Raw genomic sequence first — 23513 nt, forward strand, 5'->3', positions numbered from 1 at the left:
GGACCTCACACCTTTGCTGCTATTCGGCCACATCTTGCTCCTCCCCTTAGCGCTCAACCCAAACGGATCAGCGCCTTCAGTTCAAAGCAGACATGACGCAGCAAAAGCGTCAGTTCCTAAACTTTTTTGGTTGTCCAGGTGCTCCGTTCGCCCCTCTCAGGGCTTCCGGTTCGGCGGTCTCTCAACCGCCTTTTCAACCTACAACATCGATCGGCTCTCGCCATCCGCTGCTTTCGGCTCCGCGCTCCGCCTCTCGGTGGTGCGCAGTCCAAAACTGTATCACAGGAGTCAGCTAGCCACCATCAAGCCCATAGAAGTCTTGAACAAAGCCCCCAAGTCGCCGCCCACACCCCTTGCCATGCCTAGGTTTTGGAGACAGGGCATTCGCCCGGGGGGATGTGCGTGGCCAGGAGTTTCAGCCAAGAACAGCTGCGCGTTCGGCCCAGCTCGAAGGAAGAGGCGGTGGTGCAACGGGCCCGGGAGCACTTCGAGCGCACGCTGATTCGGGTACGCGGCGAGCTGGCCGGATCAGTGGCGGCCCTGGAGCATCCCCGCAACCACCAGGAACTCAACTACGGCGAGATCTTTCTGCGGGACAACGTGCCCGTGATGATCTACCTGTTGACGCAGGGGCGCTTTGAAATCGTGCGCAACTTTCTGGACCTCTGCCTCGATCTCCAGAGCAGCGCGTACCAGACACGGGGGGTGTTCCCCACCAGCTTCATTGAGCAGAACGGCGAGCTGATCGCGGACTATGGCCAGCGATCGATCGGGCGGATCACCTCGGTGGATGCCAGCCTCTGGTGGCCGGTGCTTTGCTGGCTCTACGTGCGCCGCAGCAAGGACTGGGAGTTCGGGGCGAGCCAGAAGGTGCAGAGGGGGGTTCAGCTTTTGCTGGATCTTGTTCTGCATCCCAGCTTCGAGGGGACGCCGGTGCTGTTCGTACCAGACTGCGCCTTCATGATTGATCGTCCGATGGACGTGTGGGGAGCCCCCCTGGAGGTGGAGGTGCTCCTGTTTGGATGCCTACGCAGTTGTTGCCGTCTCATGGAACTCTGCCAGCAGGGCAGCAAGAGCCGGCTGCTCGAGCAAAGGTTGACGCTGACACGCCAATGGCAGCAGGACCTGCGCATCTACCTGCTCAAGCACTACTGGGTCACCAGCAAGACCATGCAGGTGCTCAGGCGCCGGCCCACCGAGCAGTACGGAGACCACCAGCACGAGAACGAATTCAACGTCCAGCCCCAGGTGATCCCTGACTGGCTTCAGGACTGGCTGGAGAACAGGGGCGGCTACCTGATCGGCAACATGCGTACGGGTCGGCCGGATTTCCGCTTCTACAGCCTCGGCAACAGCCTGGGCTGCCTGTTCGGCGTGCTGGCGCCCCCCCAGCAGCGGGCCCTGTTCCGGCTGGTGCTGCACAACCGCCATCACCTCATGGCCCAGATGCCCATGCGCATCTGCCACCCACCGATGGAGAACGGTGAATGGGCCAACAAGACTGGTGCCGATCCCAAAAACTGGCCCTGGAGTTACCACAATGGCGGCCACTGGCCGAGCCTGCTCTGGTACATGGGCAGCGCGATCCTGCTGCACGAACGGCAACACCCCCAGGCCGACGTCCTGCTGATGGGTCAGATGAAAGCCATGCTCGAGGAGTGCTACTGGTCGCACCTCAACCAGCTGCCACGTCAACAGTGGGCGGAGTACTTCGACGGCCCCACAGGCACCTGGGTGGGGGCACAATCGCGCACCTACCAGACCTGGACCATTGTGGGCTTCCTGCTGCTGCACCACCTGCTGCGGATCCGTCCCGAAGACGTCACTCTGATCAACCTTGAAGAGCTCTGAACGGCAGCGAAGGAGACGATCCCGGGGAGCGCCCGCCGGGAACGAAAAAAGCCGCTACCCATGGCAGCGGCTTGAGAGGTCAACTGGACGTGGCTGCTCCGCTGACGGAGATCAGAACAGCCCGAGGGTGAGTGACTTATCGATCGGAAGGGCGGCGCCAATGCCTAGGTAAATGGTGAACACCGTGCCAAACAGGAAGGCCGCCATGGCCACCGGGCGGCGGAACGGATTGGAGAACTTGTTAAAGCTCTCGATGAAGGGGATCAGCATCAAACCCAGGGGGATCATGGTCTGCAGGGCGATGCCCAGCAGCTTGTTGGGCACCACGCGCAGGATCTGGAACACCGGGTAGAGGTACCACTCGGGCAGAATTTCCAGGGGAGTGGCGAAGGGGTTGGCCTTGTCGCCAAGCATGGCTGGATCAAGTACCGAAAGGCCCACCACACAGGCGATGGTTCCCAGGATCACCACCGGGAAGATGTAGAGGAGATCGTTTGGCCAGGCGGGTTCACCGTAATAGTTGTGTCCCATGCCCTTGGCCAGCTTGGCCCGCAGCTTGGGGTCAGAGAGATCCGGCTTCTTGAGGATGTGCATGGGATGGACTGGTGATGGGGAACGGTGGCTGAAGCGATGAAAAGAACTAAAACCTTGGACCTTGATGGTTGGCTCAGAGGGGTCCGGAAATGCCCTGCTTCCTGATCATCAGGAAGTGCAGGAGCATGAACACCGCCAGAAGCCAAGGCATCACGAAGGTGTGCAGGCTGTAGAAGCGGGTCAGGGTGGATTGGCCGACGCTTTCACCACCCCGCAGCAGTTCGACCATGAAGTCACCCACCACAGGCAGGGCCGCGGGAACACCTGAAACGATGCTGACCGCCCAATAGCCCACCTGATCCCAGGGCAGGGAATAACCGGTGACGCCAAAGGAGACGGTGATCACGGCCATGATCACGCCCGTCACCCAGGTGAGTTCGCGAGGGCGCTTGAATCCACCGGTGAGGTACACGCGGAAGACGTGCAGGATGAGCATCAGCACCATCATGCTGGCGCTCCAGCGATGCACCGAACGGATCAGCCAGCCGAAGCTGACGTCCGTCATGAGGTATTGGACGGAGCTGTAGGCCTCAGCCACGGTGGGCCGGTAATAGAAGGTCATCGCAAATCCAGTGGCGAACTGGATCAGGAAGCAGACCAGGGTGATGCCGCCCAGGCAATAAAAGATATTGACGTGAGGGGGGACGTACTTGGAGGAAATATCGTCTGCGATCTCCTGGATCTCCAGACGCTCCTCGAACCAGTCGTAGATCGGCGAGGACTTTGCGGCAGGTGAGGAATTCGCCATGCAGCGGGGGGCTGGTGTTGCGAGAGTCTACCGATCCACCTGGAGCGCCCGTGAACGCCAAGCGCCCCCGCCACCGGGAAACTCAACCGATTGCAACAGGGGCCTTTTCCGCGCACAAGGGGCTGCTGGCCCTGCTCGTGAGCACGGCACTCGTCCTGAGCCCACTGCTGCTGCGGGCCGGGCCGGCCCTGGCCCTCAGCGATGTCCAGGAGCTGGTAGTGGCCAGCTGGAGCCTGGTGAACCAGAGCTTCGTCGATCCAAGCCGCTTCGATCAGGTCAGATGGCGGCGACTCCGCCAGAAGGCGCTCGAGCGGCCGATCCTCAGCAGCGAGGACGCCTACGCCGCGATCGAGTCGATGCTCGAACCCTTGGGAGATCCCTACACCCGGCTGCTGCGGCCCGCCGACTTCGCCACCCTGCGCTCGAACACCGAAGGCACCGTGACCGGCGTCGGGCTTCAATTGGCCCTCGCTGACGAGGAAGGCTCCATCGTCGTGGTGGCGCCACTGGAGGGATCTCCAGCCCAACGGGCGGGTATCTCAAGCGGCAGCCAGGTGTTGGCCATCGAGGGTCAGGCCGCGAGCGACCTGGGGCTGGAGGCCACAGCCGCCGCCCTTCGGGGTCCAGAGGGCAGTGAGGTGCACCTGAGCCTGGTCAGCCCGGAAGGCCTCCTGCGCGATGTGACCCTCGAGCGCCAGCGGGTGGACCTGCAGCCGGTGCGTTCTCGCCTGCTGGAGGAAGGCGCGCACCGGCTGGGCTACCTGCGCCTGAGTCAGTTCAGCGAAACGGTGCCCGGCTCGTTCCAGGCAGCGATCGAGGCCCTGGAGGCCGCGGGGATGGAGGGGCTGATCCTCGATCTGCGCAACAACTCCGGGGGACTGGTGTCTGCCGGGCTGGCCGTGGCCAATGGCCTGCTGGACAACCAGCCGATCGTGGAGACGATGGACCGGGACGGCCTGGGGATGCCCCAGCAGGCGGGTCCAGGCCAGCTTTTCGGGGGACCGATGCTCACCCTGGTGAACGGGGGCACCGCCAGCGCCAGCGAGATCCTGGCCGGCGCCCTCCAGGACGACGGCCGCTCAGAGCTGCTGGGGAGCCGCACCTTCGGCAAAGGCCTGATCCAAACCCTGATTCCCCTGGGGGACGGCAGCGGCCTGGCGGTGACGGTGGCCCGCTACCAGACCCCGAGCGGACGGGACATCCAGAATCTGGGTATCGAACCGGACCGGCCCCTGGCCAAACCTGAACCGCTCAACCCCGGAGCTCCCGGGGACACCTGGCTGGAGGAGGCCGAACGCCTGCTGATTCAGCGACTCGGCAGCGCCGCCGGGCAGCCATGACACGCCGGACCTACCACGACCCCCTGCATGGGGCCATCTGCCTGGATGGGGAACGTCCTGCCGAGGCCCTCGCCATCCGGCTGATCGACACCGCCCCTTTCCAGCGGCTGCGCCGCATCCGTCAGCTGGGGCCGGCCTTCCTCACCTTCCACGGCGCCGAATCCAGCCGCTTCACCCATTCCCTGGGGGTGCTGCACCTGGCGCGATTGGCCCTGGCCAATCTGAGCCGCTTGGACCCCAGCCTCGAGCAGCACGCTGGGGTGCTGCTGGCGGCGGCCCTGCTCCACGACGTGGGCCATGGGCCCCTGAGCCATTCCGGCGAGGAAATGTTCGGAATGCACCACGAGGAATGGTCAGGAAGCCTGATCCGCAGCCATCCCTCCCTCAGGGATCCCCTCGACGCTTTCGCCCCCGGCAGTGCCGACGCCGTGGCCGACCTGCTCGAGCACGGCCACTACTCCCACCCGGCGATCAAGGCGCTGGTGAGCAGCCAGCTGGACTGCGACCGCCTCGATTACCTGCTCAGGGACAGCTACAGCACGGGCACCAGCTACGGCCGGCTGGATCTCGAGCGAATCCTGGCCGCCCTCACCATTTCCCCCGACGGCGCGCTGGCCCTGCACCCCAAAGGGTTGATGGCCGTGGAGCACTACCTGCTGGTGCGCAACCTGATGTACCGCAGCGTCTACAACCACCGCTTGAACGTGGTCTGCAACTGGCTGCTGGATCTGGCCATCAGCCTGGCGCGCCGGCTGGGACCGAAGGCCGTGGAGGCCGATCAGGTGATGGCCCGCTGGCTCTGGAGCCCTGAGGATCTGGACCTGGGCACCTTCCTGGCCAACGACGACGTCCGCACCGGCTACCACCTGATGCGCTGGCGTGAGGAGGGACCTCCGGAGCTGGCGCAGGTGTGCCGCCGCCTGCTGGATCGGGAGCTGCTCAAGGCCACTGACGTCAGCCGGTTGAGCAGCTCAGAGCGGCTGGAAATGCTGGCCCTGGCAGGACATTTGAGCTCCGTGGATGGCCAGGACCCCGAACTCTGCTGCGGGCTGCAGCAACGGCAAACCCGCGGCTACGACCCCTATAAAGGGGGCCTTCGGCTCTGGAACGGCACCGATCTACAGGCGATCGAGCAGCTCTCCCCCCAGGTGGCAAGCCTCACCCTGCCGGTGGAGCTGGCCTGGCTGATCCATCCACCGGAGGTGAGTGGGCCCTTGCGGCGGGCGGTGGCGGAGCTGATCGGAGCCCGAGTGGGCGCTGCCTAATCTTTGGGCCCCCACGGAGCGGGCATGAGCGCCGTCCTGATTCCCTCCGCCGGCCCGGATCTGCCCCACGTGCTCCGGCTCGGCGCAGCCGATGGTTCCAGCAGTGTCCTTGAGCAGGCGAGCTATGCCCTGGGGGTGGCGCCACCAGCGGGTCCCGTGCTGCTGCAGGCGGGGGAGTGGAGGCTGACCACGGCCACCCTTCGGGCCCTCGATCAGATCCTGGCCGAGTCGGCCTTGGAGCTGAGTGCGCTGCAGGCCCGCAACGGCGCCACCTTGGTGGCGGCGGCGGCCCTGGGGCTGCCCACCGAGCATCTCCCCATCGCCGAGGCAGCGCCGCAAGCCGAGCGTTCTGGACCCAGAAACGCCCTCACGGTGCACCGGGGCACCCTGCGCTCCGGCGATCATCTGCAGGTGGCGGGATCGGTGCTGCTCCTGGGGGATGTCAACCCGGGAGCTCGGATCAGCGCCGGCGACAGCGTACTGGTGTGGGGTCGACTGCGGGGGGTGGCCCACGCAGGCTGCGGCGGCGACAACAGCGCCATAATCACGGCCCTGCAGCTGAGACCTCTTCAACTGCGAATCGCCAGGGCGGTCGCCCGGGGGCCCCAGGACAACCCTCCGGCAGGGTTCACCGAAACCGCCAGGCTGGTGGGCTCCAGCATCGAAATCGAGGCCGCTGATCCCCTCTGGCCCCTCAGCGATTGATCAGCCCAAGCCCCCCCAGCGCCCCCGCAAAGGCCATGAACCAAAGCGGTGAGATCCGGGTGCGCAGCATCAGCACACAGACCAGCAGCGAGACAATCACCCCAGGAGTGTTGGTGTCGGCGGTCTGCAGGATCTTCAGCCCGACGGCGAACAGGATCCCCAGGGTGATCGGCCCAAGGCCTCGCTCAAAGGCCACCCGCCAGGGGGAGTTCTTGAGCTTGTTCCAGCTCAGGCAGGCCACCACCATGAGCAAGGTGGAAGGCAGCAGGATCGCCAGTTCGGCGCCGTAGCCACTCAGCAACGACCACCAGGCACCCTCCCGCCAGGCCGCCCCCATCCCCAACAAGCCCACGATCATCGAGCTCGGGCCCGGGGCCGCCTCCGCCAGGGCGTAGAGGTCGGCGAACTGGGAGGAACTCAGCCAGCAGTACTGCTCGACGCTCAGGTGGTGGTATTCGCTCAACAGGGTGTTACCACCCCCGAGCGAAAACAGCGATAAGGAAAGAAAGGTCCAGAGCACCTGGAGCAGGTTGCCCAGATCGCTGAGCGAGACCGGCGTGCAGGCCGCCAAAGGGAGGGGGAGGGGGAGGGGGAGGGGGAGGGACACGCGGCTCAGGCGGGGCGGTCAGGGATGGCGTTGCTGTTGCGGGGCCAGTACCAGGCCATGGCCAGCGGACCGGCCACCAACACCAATGGGATGAGCTGCACGTGGAACACCACCATCGCCACGAAGGTGACCGCGGCCAGCACCAGGGCCATCGGATCGCGCCAGTACTGGTCGAGGATCTTGAAGCCCATCGAAAGGGCCATGCCGGCCGCCGCCGCCACCACGCCGGCCAGCACCCGGTCCACGGAGGGCAGCTCGTGGAAATGGAAATAGAGCAGACCCACCAGCATCAGGGCCGTGAACGGCAGCAGCAGCATCCCGGCCAGGGCGACGGCGGCCCCCACCAGTCCGCGGAAACTGGCGCCGATGTAGACGGCCATGTTGATCTGGTTGGGCCCCGGAAACAGCCGCGCCACCGTGAGGCCGGTGAGGAAGCTCTCGTTGGTCATCCAGCGGCGCTGCTCCACCACGATGCGCTGGCTCCAGGCCGAGAGCCCGCCGCCGAACGAGGAGAGCGACACCTGCAACATGCCGATGAACAGGGCCCGCAGACCCGGTGGCGGCGCCAGGTCCTGGGGGCCGGTGGGAGCCGGATGGGCCATGGCTCAGTCGTGGACGAAATGGGGATCCGGAGGCAGTTCGCCTTCTTCGTGGAGGGTGGGATCGAGGGGATCAGGGGCGTGGTACTTCTCCGCCTCGGCCCAGTCGGCCTGGAACGTTTCCTTGAGCCGACCCACCACTGCGGGGGCATCGGATTCGATCCCCAATTCCCGGCGCAGGTCGAAGGCGCTGCGGTCGATGTTCATCGATCCGGTCTGGGAGGCGATGCCATCAACAACGATGAGCTTGGCGTGGAGCTTGAGGTGCTTCTGGCGGCGCACCTTCACGCCGTAGCGCTCCATGATCCGCAAGGAGGCGAAGGTGTCGTAGATGTCCCAGTCGCTGATGCCGTGCTTGCCGCCGCAGAGCACCCGCACCTTCACCCCCCGCTCCCGGGCCGTGATGATCCGATCAAGGATCACCGCATCGACGAACTTGGGGTGCTGAATCCAGAGGGATTCCGTGGCTGCATCGACGATGCGGGCCATCTGGCCGCGACTGTGGAAACTGCTCCAGACCAGGCCCACCCCCAGGTCGGGCTGAAAGAACTGGCGGTGCCAATCGGCCTCGAAACCGGCGATCACCTGGGCGACCACGGGGGCGGAGTAGGTGACCACCCCGTAGTCGCGGGTCTCGGTGAAGTATTTATCGGCCAGGTTGAAGGTGGCGATCAGGGCGAACTGCTGGTCCACCACCAAGGACTTTTCGTGGGTGACCGGAAACGCCTCGCTGGTCCAGATCGCCTCGATTCCCCAGCTGTTGAGACGAGCATGGGCCTCATCGTTCCAGCGATCGCCGCCGGAGGTGTGGGGGTTGAGCATCACCCGCACCGTGACCCCGCGCTGATGGGCCCGGAGCAGGGCCTGCTCAATGGCCTCGGACTCGACCTTGAACTGCTTGAGCAGAAGCTGTTCCCGGGCCTGATCGATCAGGGCAACGACGGAATCCACGCCGTCGTCGGGCATGACCAGGAGGGTCTGCTGATGGGGTGTGGACTCAGGCATCACCAAGGGGGGCAGGCTCGACCTTTCTACCGGCATCGGCTGCGGCGGGTCGATGGTCCACTGAGATTGCCCCTTCCCAGCGTGTGGGCCTTAACCTGCACCCACTTCGCTTCCCGTCGCCATCGCCCGCACCCGCTACATCCTGATCTGCTCCGGCAAAGGCGGCGTCGGCAAGACCACGCTGACTGCCAACCTGGGCATTGCCCTGGCCAAACAGGGTCGCAAGACCGCCGTGCTCGATGCGGATTTCGGCCTGCGCAACCTTGATCTGTTGCTGGGTCTGGAAAACAGGATCGTCTACACGGCCCAGGAGGTGCTCGCCGAAACCTGCCGGCTGGAACAGGCACTGGTGAAACACAAGCAGGAGCCCAACCTGGCCCTGTTGCCGGCGGGCAACCCGCGCATGCTCGAGTGGCTCAAGCCCGATGACATGGTCAAAATCGCCAAGTTGCTGGGCGAAGACTTCGAATACGTGCTGATCGATTGCCCGGCGGGCATCGAGGACGGCTTCAAGAATGCGGTGGCCGCGGCCGAAGAAGCGATCGTGGTCACCACCCCAGAGGTCTCAGCGGTGCGGGATGCGGACCGGGTGATCGGGCTGCTCAATACCCATGGCATCAAGCCCATTCAACTGGTGCTGAATCGGGTGCGGCCGAAGATGATGGCCAACCAGGAGATGCTGGCCGTCAGCGATGTGACCGACATCCTGGCCCTCCCGCTGCTGGGGCTGGTGCTCGAGGACGAACAGGTGATCGTCTCCACGAACCGCGGCGAGCCCCTCACCCTCAATGGCGGCCGCTCACCGGCGGCGGTGGCCTACAACAACGTGGCTCGGCGCCTGCAGGGTGAGGAGGTGCCGATGATCGATCCGCTCAAGGAGGGTGGTGGATTGCGCTCGAAGCTCGGCCGGCTGCTGCAAACCAAGATCTTTTGAGCCCGATGACCCTGCTCGACTTCATCAACAAACTGCTCGGGCGGCAGCCGGCCAGCGCCGACACCGCCCGCCAGCGACTGCAACTGGTGCTCGCCCACGACCGCAGCGACCTGAACCCCGAATTGCTGGAGCAGATGCGCCGGGAAATCCTCGAGGTGGTCTCCCGCTATGTGGAGATCGATCTGGAGGAGGGAGATGTGAGCCTGGAAACCGAAGACCGGGTCACCGCCCTGGTGGCCAACCTGCCGATCAAGCGGGCCCGGGCCATCCCCCTGCCCGCACCCGAACCGGTCGAGCCCACACCCTCCCCGGCCTGAGCCTTTGGGTTAGGCCTTGGCATCCCCTGGGAATCCTTGGGAGGCCAACGCCCGATCGCCGTGGTCACCTCCCAACACCGAGCCGCCCCAGGGCCCATCAGTCCAGAGCCGATCACGGCGGCAGAGGGCCGTGTGCTCGGGGCCCTGCTGGAGGGTCTGAGCAACAAGGCGATCGCCGCGCGGCTGTTTCTCAGCCCGCGCACGGTAGAAAGCCACATCTCCCATCTGCTGCTCAAGACCGGTTGCGGCAACCGAACCCAACTGCTCCTCTGGGCCATGGGCGAGCGATAAACTTGCCTCCACGCCGGCTTAGCTCAGTGGTAGAGCAGCGCTTTTGTAAAGCGAAGGCCATCGGTTCAAATCCGTTAGCCGGCTTTTCGTCAGTAGCCACAGAAGCCTGAACGGAACGGCTGCTGGGATTGGGGGTGGGCCCTCTCCGGCAGGAACGTTGCCCCTGAACGCCCGAGCGATCCCGCCCCAGTCGTAATTTCGGCCGAACGGCAGGGCAGGGATGGATGCGAACTCAGAGGTGCTCAGCCTCTTTCCCCGCTACCTGCTCAAGCAACGGCTGAACGAGGGCCTGCTGGCCGATCTGCAACAGCTGGCCAGGGCGGTGCTCAGCGACCCCGGCAGCACCCCGGACGCCTCCGGCAAACTGGCCGGTCAGCTCGCCCTCCAGCGCGAACTGGGGCCCCAGTTTCCACCCATCGCCCAGCTCTGCGCCGAGGTGATCGTGCCGGCCTGCGAGCAGTGGATCCGCCACGTGATCGACCAGCAGCCGCCCCAGGGGCGGGGGCCATGGGTTCCGGGGGGCTACCGGCTTCAGATGATCGATGTGTGGCTGAACCTGCAGCGCGCCGGCGACTACAACCCCATCCATACCCACGGCGGCAGTTTCTCCGGTGTGATCTTCCTGCAGGTGCCGCCCCAGATCACCGGCGAGCGCTTCGACGGCCAACTCTGCTTCCACGGCCCCGAGGAATGGCACATCCAGAGCTTCCGCACCGGCATGGCCCACTACGTGTTGCCCGTGCCTGGCGACCTCTACGTGTTTCCCGCCTGGCAACCCCATTCGGTGGCCCCCTTCAGAGGCGAAGGAGAGCGCTGGTCCCTGGCCTTCAACGTGGTGGCGGTACCCCAGCCCCGGCAGTCGTCTGCGCCCCAACAGCCGTTCCAGACCCAGGCCAACGTCGCTGGCAACGTGTCGCTCTCCAGCCATCGACCCCGGCCGGGTGGCTTTTCCTGATCCCAGCTCACCCGATGGGGGCATCAGGCGCTTGCCTCACGATCAATTCGGCGGTAACCGAACCAATCGGGCACCAGGGGCTGATGGCGGTTCTCCGGGTCCAGGGGCAGGTGCACATGCCAGCCCTGCAGCGACTCCAGCTGCAGGGCATCCTCGACGGCGTGGAGGTCGTCGTTGTGGCGCCCGGCGGCCCCCAGCAGGAGCTGCCGCCGGGCCCTGGCCTTGGCGGACTGGGCACTCGGTGCCACCACCAGGGTGAACTGGTGCAGCTCCGCCAACTGGGTGGGGTCGTAGGCGCCCATGTTCACGAACCAGAGGCGTTCGCTTCCTCCCCAGGGCTCTGGCCGCAGCTCAATGCGATGGCCATCGACGAAGTCGAGTGCCACATAACTGTCGATGTGAAGTCCGCGGCGACGGCCGAACCACTGGCGGCGCAGCTCCGGTATCGCCGCTTCGATCGAAGCGGCCGCCACGAAGCGCACATCGTGGAGTTCGATGTGGCAGCCCTCGCTGCGCCCACCGAGCACCACCAGATAGAGCCGCGTCATCGCTTCGGGGCAGGCGATTGGGATCCTGGCCTGGCGGGAGGGCACCCCCCCCGACGGAATCACGTAGTCGCATCCAGACATGGCTTCAGCCCCCCCACCAGGGCCTGGTGCCGAGCGATTCCGGTAGCCGCCCCTACATTCGTTGCCAAGCGAACAAGCCTCAGAGCATGCGCCTACGCCGCTGGCTGCTGGCCACGATCCTTCTGGGGTCAGCCCCGATGACGGCCATGGCCGCACCGTTCAGCTTCGATCCGGTGTCCTTCGCCGGCTACGCCAATAGCCGTCAGCAGGCCCTTGGCAACGATCTGTTCTTCAAGAACCTGGGCCTCTGCTCGCGCAAGGGCGACAAGGGCTACAACTGCCTGGAGGGGGAGCTGCTCAAACGGGAGCCCGGCAAGTCAGGACGCTCCTTCTGCAAGCTGCGCTTCGTGGGCTACCACCCCAAGACACGGAACATCAATTACCTGATCAAGTCGTGCGAGTACCGCGACGACCGCAGGCGGCTGATCGACCAATCCCAGCAACTGTTGCGCAAGGGTCTTGACACCCTGGAGAACTTCAGCAAGTAACGCCCTCAGGCCACCAGGGCTGGCCAACGTTGGCGCCCAAAAGAGCCACTTCACCCCCCGCCCCCCGATTCGGGCTGGCCCATCAGCCCCGGCGACCCGCCAGGAACCAGGCCCCCAGCGCCAAGACCAACCAGGGGAACAGGCCCTGCAGCTCGAACAGGGGCGTGAGCAGAACGGTCAGCGGCTCGAGCACCAGATGGTTGAGGCCCAGCACCAGAGCCACCAGCAGGGTCAGGATCAGCATCGAGGCGCACCCGGTCGAGACCGCATCGGAGCTGTCAACTCAGACCTCCGGCATCACAGCACCAGGACGGAGCACCTGCCAGCGGTCTCCCTCGCACCAGGCGAGCACCGTGCTCCCCAGCCCAGCGGCGGCGGGCCAGGGCAGCGGCCCCAGCAAGGGCACGGCAGGGAAGGCCCGCTCAGCCTCCTCGGCCGTGAGGCAGGCCGGCGCTCCTGAGGCATTGGCACTGGTGGTGGCCAGGGGACCGCTGAGCCGCAGCAACGCCAGGGCCGAAGGGCAGGCCGGCACCCGCAACCCCAGGCTCCCGCCACCGGGATGGAGCGCCTGGGCGATCGGCCCCTCGGCTGGCAGCACCAGCGTCAGCGCACCGGGCCAGTGCCCCAGGGCCATCTCCCGCCACTGGGGGCGGATCGGCACCGCCAACGCCGCCAGCAATTCCTCGGGATCAGCGCCCATGAGGATCAGGGGTCGATCGGCGGGGCGGTTCTTGAGCCTCCAGAGCAGGGGTGCGGCCAGGGGGCGGCAGGCCAGAGCCGGCAGAGTATCGGTGGGGAAGAGGGCGGCCGAACCGGCGGCCAGGGCTTCGGCCAGCTCGGCGGCCTCAAGCACCCGGCCCTGATCAAAAGCTGGGGAAGATGTCATGGATGGCTTGGGAGCGGGCGCCGGGCGCGGGTGAACCGCCCGTGGCCCTCCAGATCAGGTTCGGTGGTCACCTCCACCAGGCCAGCGGCCGCCAGGAGCGCCGCGACGGCCGGGCCCTGATCGTGGTGGTGCTCCAGCAGCAACCAGCCACCGGGGGCGAGGGCCTGGGAGGCACCGGCGGCGATCCGTCGAATCGAGGCCAGTCCATCGGCACCGCCATCGAGCGCCAGGTGGGGTTCGTGCTCGCGCACCACCGGCTCCAACTGCGCCAGCAGGCCCGTGGGGATGTACGGGGGGTTGCTGACCACCAGATCGAGCTGGCCGGCCAGCGGCTCCAGCGGCGCCCACCACTGCCCTAGCCGCAGCTCCACAGAGGCCGCCCCAGCGGCGCGTTCCAGGTTCAAGCGGACCTGGGCCAGGGCCTCGGGGCTGCAGTCCACGGCATAGCCCCGACTTCCGGGAGGCAGGGCCGCCGCGAGGGCCACCGTCAAACAGCCGGAACCGGTGCCCAGGTCGGCCCAGCGGAGTGGTCCAGGGGGCAGCGCAGCCAAGCAGATGAGGGCCAGATCCACCAGAAGCTCACTCTCCTGACGGGGGATCAGCACCCCCGGTGCCACCCGCAGTTCCAGATCCCGCCACGGGCAGACCCCCACCAGGTACTGCAGGGGTATGGAACGCTGGCGGTGCAGGAGCCAGAGCGCTTCCAACGCCTGGAGCGGACGCACCAGCCTCACCACCCGCTCGGGCTCAAGCCATAGCCGCTGCAAGGCGCTCCAACGCAGGCCGCCGGCCAGATCCAGCAGCCAGTCGAGTTCGGCGCTCTGACCTCCCCCCTCCAGCAGACGGCGGCGCCAGGCCAACAACTCGCTGCCCTGAACCACCGTTGGGACCTCAGGCCCCAGCACCGCAGCGGGCGATGGCACCACGGTGGGCGATGGCGCCGCGGGGGATGGCGACTGGCAAGGGCGATCCATCGAGCCACCCTAGGAAGCGCCTCAGAGAGGCCGCCAGCACAGGCCCGGCTCCGCGATCACCCGCCCGGCCAACTCCAACTCCAACAGGCGGCTGGCCACCTCAGGCGCCGGGCGCCCTAGGCCCTGACAGAGGTCTTCCAGGCTCGCCCCCTGCCCCAACACCTGCAGCACCTCCCCCTGCACGCCGCCGAGGGGGAACCCCGGCCACGCCTGCTCGGCCCGATCAACCGATCGCCCCGCCACTGCAAGGCCCGCCGCTGGCTTCAAGGGCCCAGGACCCAGCTGGCGGATCAGGTCAGCGGGGTCGAGCAGGGCCGAAGCGCCCCTGGCCAGCAGCCGGTTGCTGCCCGCCGCGGAAACCTTTCCCGCATCCGCCGGCACCACCCAGAGCGGAAGCCCCTGGTCCCAGGCGAGGGCCGCCGACTGCAGAGCCCCACTGACCATGGGGCACTCCACCAGCACCACCGCCCGGGCCAGGGCCACCTGCAGGCGGTTGCGGGCGGCGAAGTTGCCTGGGTGCACCCCGGCTCCAGGAAGCTGCTCGGAGATCAGCAGGCCCTGGGCCGCCACCTGCCGTTGCAGCTCCCCGTGATGGCGGGGGTAGATGCGCTCCAAGGGAGTGCCCAGTACCGCCACAGGCCGCCCCCCCTGGGCCAGACAACCCTCGTGGGCCGCCGCATCGATGCCCTCCGCGAGGCCGCTCACCACCGGCCAACCGGCCCCGGCCAGGGCCTTGCCGATGGCCCGTGCCATGACGAGCCCATGGCGGGATGGACGGCGGGTGCCCACCACCGCCACCGCCTGGCGGCGCCGCAACGGCGGCCAGAGGCTGCCGCAGCCCTGCCAGTGGAGCGCCAGCGGGGGCCGATCCAGCTCCAGCAGGGCCCCTGGAAAGGCGGGATCCCCCGGCAGCAACATCCGTGTCGGACGACCGCCCCTGCCAAAGGCACTCAGCGGCTCCTGGCCCAGGCGCCGTCGATAGGCCTCCAGCCTGCCGAGCACAGCGGGCCCCATCCCCGGCACCGCAGCCAGCTCTTCGAGGGGGGTCCCCCAGGCGATCCCCAGGTCACCGCAATGGCGCTCCAGGGCCCTGAGGCGGCTCCAGCCGACACCCGGGCAACCGCGCCAGACGAGCCACCAGAGGCGCCGACACTCACCCCAGCCCATGGGGCTACGGCGCGCCCCCGAACCGAACGGAACGAGCAGAAGATCCCCCAACCGAACCAAAGCAATACATATGTACTCTACGGCTCTTGCTGGCCCTTGGGCCCCCGCCCCAGGCGCTCGATTGCCCGTTCCAGATCCTCCGGCAGGCGCCGCAGCAACCGCCGTGGCGCCGGCGTTGCGCCCGTCGTGGGCAGCTGAACCAGCACCAGTTCCACCCGGGCCTCGGCGGCCACCTCACCGGCGCCATTGAGAAAGGTGCTGTGCCAGGGCAGCCGCAGGCCGCGCCGGGGCTCGATCGTGCTCCACAGTTCGAGCGCCTCACCGTGCAACAGGGCCTGGCGGTAATCGATCGAGAGGGCCACCACCGGCAGCTCGAATCCCCGGGCCGAGAGGTCGCTGTAATCCAGGCCAGCCGCCGCCAACGCCTCCACTCGCGCCTCCTCGAGAAACCCCAGGTAGGCGCCATGCCACATCACCCCGGCGTGGTCGGTGTGCTGGGGGAGCACCCGCCGCCGCAGGCGCCAGCCACGCTTCATGACGTCCTCCTGGTTCGTCAACGGCCCACTTGCGTTTCAGCCATAGGCTGCCAAAGAGCGGTGCCAGCCCCATGTTTCGCAATGTTCTGATCGCCGACTCCGGCAAGGGCCACGTTGAAGAAATGGTGCGCATGCTGAGCGCCATCCCGGTGTTTCGGCAAGCCCGACTCAACCTGCTGCACGTGGTGCCCGAGCAGGCGGGCGAGAACTTCCAGGAGCACTGGCAGAACGCCGCCGGCCTGGTGGCCGAGGCCGTGAAACGACTGGGCCTCGACCCGAGCGAGATCAACACGATCATTCGCCAGGGCGACACCAAGCAAACCGTGCTCAAGGTGGCCGATGAGCTGGACAGCGATCTGATCGTGATGGGCTCCAGGGGCCTGGGGCGCCTGCAGTCGATCCTCAGCAACAGCGCCAGCCAATACGTCTTCCAGCTCTCCACACGGCCGATGTTGCTGGTGCGGGACGACCTCTACGTGCGCCACATCAACCGCGTTGCGGTGGCCATCGACGGCACCGGCGTTGGCGATGACGCCCTGCGCCTGGCCTGCGAGCTGGTCAAGGACATCCCCGGCGGCAGCCTCACCGGGATCCACATCACCCGTCAGGACGTGACCCCCTCCCGCGGGGGCAAAACCCCTGCCGATGAGGTGCTGGAGAAGGCGGTCCAGCGGGCCCGCAGCTTCGGCGTGGAGCTCAAGCCCTTGCACCGCAGCGGCGATGTGGGTCGTACCTTCTGCGCCGCGGCCGAGGAACTCAAGGCCGATCTGGTGGTGATCGCCTCCCAGGACCGTCGCCCTCTGGTGGCCAAGGGGCTGGTGGACATCGACCGGCTCCTGGGCAGCTCCGTGAGCGATTACATCCGTGTCCACGCCCCGACGCCCGTGCTGGTGGTGCGCGAACCCGAGGGCCGCCGCTGACGGGGCAGGCCACCCACGGTGGGGAGTCAGCTCTGACGGCTGCTGGTCTGGATGTAAAGAACGATCAGGAAGACGGCTGGCACCAGAACGAACAGCAGGCTGGCGACGAAGCCGAGATCGTTGGTTTCCATTGCTGTTGACCGGAGCAACGGGACCGTATCACCGGCACCAGGGCGCTTTTGGCCCCGCTTCACCGCTCGTTGCGGTTTGGACGGTCAACCCGCATCACGTCCATCGGATTCAGCCACAGCGGGCTAGGCCGATGGGTCGGTGGCTTCGGCGGACTGGGATTCCTCAACCCCCTCCGGCTCGCTCACCTCGGGCCACTCCGTGGGGCCCTCGGCCAACGGAGCCTGGCGGGCCGCCTCCAGACGGGCGGCGCCATCGGCCAGACCCACCTGGGGCCGTGTCAGCACCGTCACCGATTTCAGCACCAGGGTCTGGCAGGCCAGGCGCCAGTCCTGGGGGCGCTTGCGCAGTTTCTGATCCTCCACTGCCGTGCGGTCGCTCAAGGCGCCAGGGGCAGCTTCGGCCACCACACCCACGAAACAGGTGATGCATTGGCCACAGCCGTTGCAGTTGCCGAGCTTGCCCTTGAGCCCGTAGATCTCCACACCCTGGCGCAGGGCCACATCGCGCAGGTTCTCGCCGGGATAACACTCCACCTCAAGGCCCTCACGAACAAAACGGATCACGGGCATGGCGGCAAGGGCAGGCGAACCGACATTCTGAGACCCCAGGTTGCGATTTGTAACCACCACGGCACGGCGCAGTATCCCCGCAGAAAGGCTCCCGCACGGCCATCGCCATCACGTCACGTTTCAGCTGAGGAGATCGGTGGACCTTGGGTGATCGATACCCCCTACCATCGCCAGCACGGATCGATCCTTCCTTCGCGTCGATCGTTCTGCTGTCGTGGCATCCACCACGCAGCCGTTTGTTTCCCCGGACCTAACCCCCATGGGATTGCCCTGGTATCGGGTGCACACGGTCGTCATCAACGACCCGGGCCGCTTGTTGGCCGTGCACCTCATGCACACCGCTCTGGTAGCTGGCTGGGCCGGCTCCATGGCGCTCTACGAGCTCGCGATCTTCGACCCTTCCGACCAGGTCCTCAACCCCATGTGGCGCCAGGGCATGTTCGTCATGCCCTTCATGGCCCGCCTGGGCGTCACCAGCAGCTGGGGGGGCTGGAGCGTCACCGGTGAAACCGGCTTGGATCCAGGCTTCTGGAGCTTCGAGGGTGTGGCCGCCGCCCACATCGTTTTCAGCGGCCTGCTTTTCCTGGCCGCCATCTGGCACTGGACCTATTGGGATCTGGAGATCTGGCAGGACCCCCGCACCGGTGAACCAGCCCTCGATCTGCCCAAGATCTTCGGCATCCACCTACTGCTGGCCGGTCTGGCCTGCTTCGGTTTCGGTGCCTTCCACCTCACCGGCGTCTTCGGTCCGGGCATGTGGGTCTCGGATCCCTACGGACTGACCGGTCACCTGGAAGCGGTTCAACCGTCCTGGGGTGCTGAGGGGTTCAACCCCTTCAACCCTGGCGGCATCGTGGCCCACCACATCGCCGCCGGCATCGTCGGGATCATCGCCGGCATCTTCCACATCACCACACGGCCACCGGAGCGGCTTTACAAGGCCCTGCGCATGGGCAACATCGAAACGGTGCTGGCCAGCGCCATTGCCGCCGTGTTCTTTGCCGCCTTCATCGTCGCAGGGACCATGTGGTACGGCGCTGCGGCGACGCCTGTGGAGTTGTTCGGGCCCACCCGCTACCAGTGGGATCAGAGCTACTTCAAAACCGAGATCAACCGCCGCGTTCAGACCGCTCTCGACGGAGGAGCCACCAAGGCCGAGGCCTATGGCGCCATCCCTGAAAAGCTGGCCTTCTACGACTACGTCGGCAACAGCCCCGCCAAAGGCGGCCTGTTCCGGGTTGGTCCGATGGTCAACGGTGACGGCCTCCCCACGGGCTGGCTGGGCCACATCAGTTTCACCGACAAAGCAGGCCGTGACCTTGAGGTCCGCAGGCTGCCCAACTTCTTCGAGAACTTCCCTGTGGTTCTCCTCGATCAAGACGGCATCGTGCGCGCCGACATCCCCTTCCGCCGTTCGGAAGCGAAGTACTCCTTCGAGCAGACCGGTGTAACCGCCACCATCTACGGGGGAGCCCTGGGCGGCCAGACCTTCACCGATCCAGCTGATGTCAAGCGGTTGGCCCGCAAGGCCCTGTTGGGTGAAGCGTTCGAATTCGATCGCGAGCGCTACCACTCCGATGGCACCTTCCGCAGCTCACCGCGCGGCTGGTTCACCTTCGGCCATGCCACCTTCGCGCTGCTGTTCTTCTTCGGCCACATCTGGCACGGAGCACGAACCCTCTACCGCGACGTGTTCGCCGGCATCGATCCCGATCTTGGCGAGCAGGTGGAATTCGGTCTGTTCCAGAAACTGGGCGACCGTTCCACCCGGCGCCTTCCCGAGGGCTACGTGCCCCCGGCCGGCACCACCCTCAGTTGATCGCCAGTTCCTCGAGGTAACCCAATGGAGAGCTTCGCCTACATCTTGATCCTCGCCCTTGCGATCTCGACCCTGTTCTTCGCGATCGCGTTCCGCGATCCCCCGAAGATCGGCAAGTGATCCCTGCTTGAGGATCCCCCCAGCCCCCCGCCTGAGCGAGGGGCTTTTTCATGGCCGCCTGCAGCCCGTCCAACGGCCTCCAAGGCCCCGTTGCCCCTGAAACCTCGCCAGGGCTTGGGCGGGGAGATTCCGCCCTGAAGCGGAGCGTTTGGGCGCCGGAACGACGAAACCCATTGCGGCGGAAGTCTTCTCAATTGGCAAATGTCTGTCTAGAATTGTTGAGCTTGCGCGTTAACCAAGGGATGCAATGTCCCTCCTGCCAACACACCGACAGCCGCGTTCTTGAGTCCCGTTCCGCGGACTCAGGCCGAAGTGTGCGGCGACGGCGCGAATGCCTGAACTGTGAGCACCGGTTCACCACCTACGAACGCGTCGAAACGGTTCCGGTCACGGTGATCAAACGCAATGGCAGCCGCGAAACCTTCAACCGCGCCAAGCTCCTCCATGGCCTGCTGAGGGCTTGCGAGAAGACGGGCCTCGAACCGGCCCGCCTGGAGGGCGTCGTCGATGACATCGAAGTGGTGCTGCAGCAACGCAGCGGCCGGGAGGTGAGCAGCGGTGAGATCGGCGAACTGGTGCTCCAGGAACTCAGCGAGATGAGCGAGGTGGCCTATGTGCGCTTCGCCTCCGTCTACCGCCAGTTCAAAGGCGTCAGCGATTTCGTCGCCACCCTCGAAGGCCTGAGCCGCAGGCCCGGCAAATCCCGCAAGGGCTCATCCAACGGCAACACCCTGGCCGCCGTGGGCTGAAGGCCTGTCTGCTTTGTATAGTCAAACGTTCTGCATGCCCTGTCGGCGGACAGGCGCGCGGATTCCTTCGACCTGCCCTAGGCAGTCCGCCAACGCCCCATGACCCTGACCCCTTCCGACACCAGCACCACGGTCGATCTCGACATGGTGATCGAAGACGCGGCCGATCTCGACCTGGCCTTCACGGAAGAGGTTCCCACCGCCGATGACCCCAGCAGCCGTGCGGCGGCCCGTGACAGCGACGGTGTGGGGTTCACCCGCGACGAATTCGCCGCGCTGCTCAGCAAGTACGACTACAACTTCAAACCCGGCGACGTGGTGAAGGGCACCGTGTTCGCCATGGAGCCCAAGGGCGCCATGATCGACATCGGCGCCAAGACCGCCGCCTTCATGCCGATGCCGGAGGTGTCGATCAACCGGGTCGAGGCCCTCAGCGACGTGCTGCAGCCCGGCGAGGTCCGTGAGTTCTTCATCATGAGTGAGGAGAACGAGGACGGCCAGCTGTCGCTCTCGATTCGCCGCATCGAGTACCAGCGGGCCTGGGAGCGCGTGCGTCAGCTCCAGAAGGAAGACGCCACCATCTACAGCGAAGTGTTCGCCACCAACCGGGGCGGTGCCCTGGTGCGGGTGGAAGGCCTGCGGGGCTTCATCCCCGGCAGCCACATCAGCACCCGCAAGCCCAAGGAAGATCTGGTGGCCGACTTCCTGCCCCTCAAGTTCCTGGAGGTGGACGAAGAGCGCAACCGCCTGGTGCTCAGCCATCGCCGCGCCCTGGTGGAGCGCAAGATGAATCGCCTGGAGGTGGGCGAGGTGGTGATCGGCACCGTCCGCGGCATCAAGCCCTACGGCGCCTTCATCGACATCGGCGGCGTCAGCGGCCTGCTGCACATCTCCGAGATCAGCCACGAGCACATCGAGACCCCCCACACGGTGCTCAATGTCAACGATCAGATGAAGGTGATGATCATCGACCTCGACGCCGAGCGCGGTCGGATCTCCCTTTCCACCAAAGCCCTCGAACCCGAACCGGGCGACATGCTCACCGACCCGGCCAAGGTGTTCGAAAAGGCCGAGGAGATGGCCGCCCGCTACAAGCAGATGCTGCTGGAGCAGGCCGAAGAGAACGAGCCCATGGGTGTCACCCTCGACTGACCAGCCGATCCACCTCCCGCACCAACCAATTCCACGCCATGGCGCACCTCCAACTTCGGGGCGTGGATCTAGGTCCAGTGCGAGCTGTGCTGTTCGACAAGGACGGCACCCTCAGCCATAGCGAGCCACTGCTGGTGGAGTTGGGAGCGGCCCGGATTGAGGCGGCCCTGGAACGGGTGTCGATGGAGCGCCAGAGCCCGTTGCGAGATCTCCTGCAGCGCGCCTACGGTCTCAACGATGGCGCGATCGATCCGGCCGGCACAACGGCGGTGGCGTCCAGGGCCCACAATCTGATCTCCACCGCCACGGCCTTCTGCCAGGTGGGCCTGGGCTGGGCGGAGGCTCTCTCCCACAGCGAAGCGGTGTTCGCCCTCAGTGACACCCTGCACGTCCATGGTTCCCGACCCGCCGGCGCCCCCACGGCTGGTTTGGAAAGCCTGTTGACCAGCCTGCAAGCGGCCGGTGTGCGCTGCGGAGTGATCAGCAACGACGAGCGCTCAGGCATTGAGCATTTCCTCGGGTGCCACGGCCTGCAGGATTGTTTCCAGTCGATCTGGAGCGCCGAGCACCGCCCTTGCAAGCCAGATCCAGCGGCCGTTCACGGACTCTGCACCGAACTGGGTGTCGCCCCCTCCGACTGCGCCCTGATCGGCGATGCGGACAGTGATCTGTTGATGGCCGCCCTGGCGGGTGTGCCCCTGGTGATCGGCTTTCAAGGCGGCTGGAGCAGCCGCCCATCCCTGAGCGCCCCGCATCTGCCGCTCGAGCGCTGGTCGGAGCTCACAGTTACCAGTGTGTACTGAAGGCCTGGGTTGCCGCTGATCCAGCCAACCAACCTGAGCACACCACGATCCTTGGGCTGGAGATAGGCTCAGACGCTTCCTACCCGATACCGGTCGGCATGAGTCGTTACGTCTTCACCTCCGAGTCGGTGACCGAAGGGCACCCCGACAAGATCTGTGATCAGATCAGTGACGCCGTGCTCGACGCCCTGCTGGCCCAGGATCCCGCCAGCCGGGTGGCCTGCGAGACCGTGGTCAACACGGGGCTCTGCCTGATCACCGGTGAGGTCACCACCCAGGCCCGGGTCGACTTCAACACCCTGGTGCGGGGTGTGATCGAGCAGATCGGCTACAGCAGCGCCCGGGCCGGCGGCTTCGACGCCCACAGCGCCGCCGTGCTGGTGGCCCTCGACCAGCAGTCCCCGGACATTGCCCAGGGGGTCAACGAGGCCGACGACCACGACGGCGACCCCCTCGACAAGGTGGGCGCGGGCGACCAGGGAATCATGTTCGGCTTCGCCTGCGACGAGACCCCCGAGCTGATGCCGCTGCCGATCAGCCTCGCCCACCGACTGGCCCGCCAGCTGGCCCAGGTGCGCCATGACGGCACCCTGGGCTACCTGCTGCCCGACGGCAAGACCCAGGTCAGCGTCGTCTACGAAGACAACAGGCCCATCTCGATTGACACGATCTTGATCTCCACTCAGCACGTGGCCGAGATCGACGGCATCAGCGATGAGAAAGGCTTGCGGGAGCGCATTTCCGCCGACCTCTGGGTGCATGTGGTGGAACCCGCCACTGCCGACATCGATCTCAAACCGGTGAAGGGCAGCACCCGTTTCCTGGTCAACCCCACCGGCAAGTTCGTGGTCGGGGGGCCCCAGGGAGATGCGGGCCTCACCGGCCGCAAGATCATCGTTGACACCTACGGGGGCTATGCCCGCCACGGTGGCGGCGCCTTCTCCGGCAAGGATCCCACCAAGGTGGACCGCTCCGCCGCCTATGCCGCCCGCTACGTGGCCAAGGCCCTGGTGGCCGCCGGCCTGGCCAGCAAGGTGGAGGTGCAGCTCAGCTACGCCATCGGCGTGGCTCGGCCGGTGAGCATCCTTGTGGAGAGCTTCGGCACCGGCGCCCTTGGCAACGAAGACCTCACCGCCCTGGTTCAGGAACACTTTGACCTGCGCCCCGGGGCGATCATCGCCACCTTCGGCCTGCGCGATCTGCCCCAGCAACGTGGTGGCCGCTTCTATCAGGATGTGGCGGCCTACGGCCACTTCGGACGCCGCGATTTGGATCTGCCCTGGGAGAACGTGGACACCATCGCCGCCAGCTTGAAACAGGCCACGGCCAGCCGGGTGGGCGCTTCCGCCTGAGTCCGC

General features: G+C 66.2%; 29 protein-coding genes and 1 tRNA gene. 17 read left to right on the forward strand and 13 right to left on the reverse strand.

Annotation, left to right across the window (positions count from 1 at the left end; genetic code table 11):
- The first annotated feature begins 402 nt into the window (after positions 1-402).
- A complete protein-coding gene (locus tag KBZ13_RS11880; protein ID WP_255009408.1) occupies positions 403-1851 on the forward strand; it encodes a glycoside hydrolase 100 family protein in 1449 nt (482 codons plus the stop codon).
- A 111-nt stretch (positions 1852-1962) separates the two neighbouring features.
- On the opposite strand, the gene petD is transcribed toward KBZ13_RS11880, so the two are convergent.
- Both petD and petB read right to left on the reverse strand, forming a co-directional pair.
- The gene (gene petD / locus KBZ13_RS11885) at positions 1963-2445 is read right to left on the reverse strand and encodes a cytochrome b6-f complex subunit IV (RefSeq protein ID WP_255009409.1); all 483 of its coding nucleotides are present in this window, start codon (positions 2443-2445) and stop codon (positions 1963-1965) included.
- A 73-nt stretch (positions 2446-2518) separates the two neighbouring features.
- Positions 2519-3193, reverse strand: a complete 675-nt coding sequence (petB, locus tag KBZ13_RS11890) for a cytochrome b6 (protein ID WP_255009410.1) — start codon at positions 3191-3193, stop codon at positions 2519-2521.
- A 122-nt stretch (positions 3194-3315) separates the two neighbouring features.
- Between petB and ctpZ the strand changes: the two genes are divergently transcribed.
- The 3 genes from ctpZ to minC are packed head-to-tail and all read left to right on the forward strand — an operon-like array spanning position 3316 to position 6503.
- A complete protein-coding gene (gene ctpZ, locus KBZ13_RS11895; RefSeq protein WP_409995655.1) occupies positions 3316-4533 on the forward strand; it encodes a carboxyl-terminal processing protease CtpZ in 1218 nt (405 codons plus the stop codon).
- Complete coding sequence (locus tag KBZ13_RS11900) at positions 4530-5798, forward strand: HD domain-containing protein (protein WP_255009412.1); 1269 nt, start codon at positions 4530-4532, stop codon at positions 5796-5798. Before ctpZ ends, KBZ13_RS11900 begins: the two co-directional genes overlap by 4 nt.
- A gap of 24 nt (positions 5799-5822) precedes the next feature.
- Positions 5823-6503: a septum site-determining protein MinC gene (gene minC, locus KBZ13_RS11905; RefSeq protein ID WP_255009413.1), complete on the forward strand. Its 681-nt coding sequence runs from the start codon at positions 5823-5825 to the stop codon at positions 6501-6503.
- Here minC and KBZ13_RS11910 read toward each other — a convergent pair.
- From KBZ13_RS11910 to KBZ13_RS11920, 3 genes are read right to left on the reverse strand one after another with little or no spacing between them, the layout of a single operon-like run.
- Entirely contained in the window at positions 6493-7110 is a 618-nt protein-coding gene (locus KBZ13_RS11910) for a chromate transporter (protein ID WP_255009415.1), read from the reverse strand. The genes minC and KBZ13_RS11910 overlap by 11 nt on opposite strands.
- A gap of 5 nt (positions 7111-7115) precedes the next feature.
- On the reverse strand, positions 7116-7712 hold the full coding sequence (locus KBZ13_RS11915) for a chromate transporter (protein ID WP_255009416.1): 597 nt from the start codon (positions 7710-7712) through the stop codon (positions 7116-7118).
- Between the two features lie 3 nt (positions 7713-7715).
- Complete coding sequence (locus KBZ13_RS11920; protein WP_255009417.1) at positions 7716-8714, reverse strand: phospholipase D-like domain-containing protein; 999 nt, start codon at positions 8712-8714, stop codon at positions 7716-7718.
- A gap of 121 nt (positions 8715-8835) precedes the next feature.
- Between KBZ13_RS11920 and minD the strand changes: the two genes are divergently transcribed.
- The 5 genes from minD to KBZ13_RS11945 all read left to right on the forward strand — a co-directional run bounded on the left by minD (position 8836) and on the right by KBZ13_RS11945 (position 11211).
- The gene (minD, locus tag KBZ13_RS11925; RefSeq protein WP_255009664.1) at positions 8836-9648 is read left to right on the forward strand and encodes a septum site-determining protein MinD; all 813 of its coding nucleotides are present in this window, start codon (positions 8836-8838) and stop codon (positions 9646-9648) included.
- A gap of 5 nt (positions 9649-9653) precedes the next feature.
- A complete protein-coding gene (gene minE / locus KBZ13_RS11930; RefSeq protein ID WP_255009419.1) occupies positions 9654-9965 on the forward strand; it encodes a cell division topological specificity factor MinE in 312 nt (103 codons plus the stop codon).
- A gap of 36 nt (positions 9966-10001) precedes the next feature.
- Positions 10002-10256 carry a response regulator transcription factor gene (locus KBZ13_RS11935; RefSeq protein WP_255009422.1) on the forward strand — a complete coding sequence of 85 codons (255 nt, stop codon included), beginning with the start codon at positions 10002-10004 and terminating at the stop codon, positions 10254-10256.
- A 12-nt stretch (positions 10257-10268) separates the two neighbouring features.
- Positions 10269-10340, forward strand: a tRNA-Thr gene (locus KBZ13_RS11940).
- 136 nt (positions 10341-10476) lie between these two features.
- Positions 10477-11211 (forward strand): putative 2OG-Fe(II) oxygenase, encoded by a 735-nt coding sequence (locus KBZ13_RS11945; protein WP_255009423.1) that lies wholly within the window; start codon positions 10477-10479, stop codon positions 11209-11211.
- Between the two features lie 23 nt (positions 11212-11234).
- Here the strand turns inward: KBZ13_RS11945 and KBZ13_RS11950 are convergent, their stop codons facing one another.
- The gene (locus KBZ13_RS11950) at positions 11235-11840 is read right to left on the reverse strand and encodes a DUF1543 domain-containing protein (RefSeq protein WP_315859629.1); all 606 of its coding nucleotides are present in this window, start codon (positions 11838-11840) and stop codon (positions 11235-11237) included.
- Between the two features lie 86 nt (positions 11841-11926).
- Here KBZ13_RS11950 and KBZ13_RS11955 point away from each other — a divergent pair, with 86 nt between their 5' ends.
- Positions 11927-12328, forward strand: a complete 402-nt coding sequence (locus KBZ13_RS11955) for a hypothetical protein (protein WP_255009424.1) — start codon at positions 11927-11929, stop codon at positions 12326-12328.
- An 82-nt stretch (positions 12329-12410) separates the two neighbouring features.
- On the opposite strand, the gene KBZ13_RS11960 is transcribed toward KBZ13_RS11955, so the two are convergent.
- The 5 genes from KBZ13_RS11960 to KBZ13_RS11980 all read right to left on the reverse strand — a co-directional run bounded on the left by KBZ13_RS11960 (position 12411) and on the right by KBZ13_RS11980 (position 15891).
- Positions 12411-12572: a hypothetical protein gene (locus tag KBZ13_RS11960; protein WP_255009426.1), complete on the reverse strand. Its 162-nt coding sequence runs from the start codon at positions 12570-12572 to the stop codon at positions 12411-12413.
- Between the two features lie 39 nt (positions 12573-12611).
- A complete protein-coding gene (locus KBZ13_RS11965; RefSeq protein ID WP_255009427.1) occupies positions 12612-13214 on the reverse strand; it encodes an L-threonylcarbamoyladenylate synthase in 603 nt (200 codons plus the stop codon).
- Complete coding sequence (gene prmC / locus KBZ13_RS11970) at positions 13211-14188, reverse strand: peptide chain release factor N(5)-glutamine methyltransferase (protein WP_255009429.1); 978 nt, start codon at positions 14186-14188, stop codon at positions 13211-13213. Before prmC ends, KBZ13_RS11965 begins: the two co-directional genes overlap by 4 nt.
- A 21-nt stretch (positions 14189-14209) precedes the next feature.
- The gene (locus KBZ13_RS11975) at positions 14210-15355 is read right to left on the reverse strand and encodes a DNA-processing protein DprA (protein WP_255009431.1); all 1146 of its coding nucleotides are present in this window, start codon (positions 15353-15355) and stop codon (positions 14210-14212) included.
- Between the two features lie 77 nt (positions 15356-15432).
- Positions 15433-15891, reverse strand: a complete 459-nt coding sequence (locus KBZ13_RS11980) for an acyl-CoA thioesterase (RefSeq protein ID WP_255009668.1) — start codon at positions 15889-15891, stop codon at positions 15433-15435.
- A 71-nt stretch (positions 15892-15962) separates the two neighbouring features.
- On the opposite strand from KBZ13_RS11980, the gene KBZ13_RS11985 reads away from it, so the two are divergent.
- The gene (locus KBZ13_RS11985) at positions 15963-16811 is read left to right on the forward strand and encodes a universal stress protein (protein WP_255009432.1); all 849 of its coding nucleotides are present in this window, start codon (positions 15963-15965) and stop codon (positions 16809-16811) included.
- A 26-nt stretch (positions 16812-16837) separates the two neighbouring features.
- Here the strand turns inward: KBZ13_RS11985 and psbM are convergent, their stop codons facing one another.
- Positions 16838-16942, reverse strand: coding sequence for a photosystem II reaction center protein PsbM (gene psbM / locus KBZ13_RS11990; RefSeq protein WP_254940831.1), 105 nt, complete (start codon positions 16940-16942; stop codon positions 16838-16840).
- 123 nt (positions 16943-17065) lie between these two features.
- Positions 17066-17512: a 2Fe-2S iron-sulfur cluster-binding protein gene (locus KBZ13_RS11995; protein ID WP_255009434.1), complete on the reverse strand. Its 447-nt coding sequence runs from the start codon at positions 17510-17512 to the stop codon at positions 17066-17068.
- Positions 17513-17771: 259 nt separating this feature from the next.
- Here KBZ13_RS11995 and psbB point away from each other — a divergent pair, with 259 nt between their 5' ends.
- The 6 genes from psbB to metK all read left to right on the forward strand — a co-directional run bounded on the left by psbB (position 17772) and on the right by metK (position 23507).
- The gene (gene psbB / locus KBZ13_RS12000; protein WP_255009436.1) at positions 17772-19331 is read left to right on the forward strand and encodes a photosystem II chlorophyll-binding protein CP47; all 1560 of its coding nucleotides are present in this window, start codon (positions 17772-17774) and stop codon (positions 19329-19331) included.
- 24 nt (positions 19332-19355) lie between these two features.
- Positions 19356-19451 (forward strand): photosystem II reaction center protein T, encoded by a 96-nt coding sequence (locus KBZ13_RS12005; protein WP_010314684.1) that lies wholly within the window; start codon positions 19356-19358, stop codon positions 19449-19451.
- Between the two features lie 242 nt (positions 19452-19693).
- Positions 19694-20200, forward strand: coding sequence for a transcriptional regulator NrdR (nrdR, locus tag KBZ13_RS12010; RefSeq protein ID WP_255009438.1), 507 nt, complete (start codon positions 19694-19696; stop codon positions 20198-20200).
- A gap of 99 nt (positions 20201-20299) precedes the next feature.
- Entirely contained in the window at positions 20300-21352 is a 1053-nt protein-coding gene (locus KBZ13_RS12015; RefSeq protein WP_255009440.1) for a 30S ribosomal protein S1, read from the forward strand.
- Between the two features lie 62 nt (positions 21353-21414).
- Positions 21415-22155 (forward strand): HAD family hydrolase, encoded by a 741-nt coding sequence (locus KBZ13_RS12020; RefSeq protein WP_315859630.1) that lies wholly within the window; start codon positions 21415-21417, stop codon positions 22153-22155.
- Between the two features lie 98 nt (positions 22156-22253).
- On the forward strand, positions 22254-23507 hold the full coding sequence (gene metK / locus KBZ13_RS12025; RefSeq protein ID WP_255009443.1) for a methionine adenosyltransferase: 1254 nt from the start codon (positions 22254-22256) through the stop codon (positions 23505-23507).
- The last annotated feature ends 6 nt before the right edge of the window (positions 23508-23513 follow it).

This window comes from Cyanobium sp. ATX 6F1 (genome assembly GCF_024346315.1).
In the GTDB taxonomy this organism is placed as follows: Bacteria; Cyanobacteriota; Cyanobacteriia; order PCC-6307; family Cyanobiaceae; genus ATX-6F1.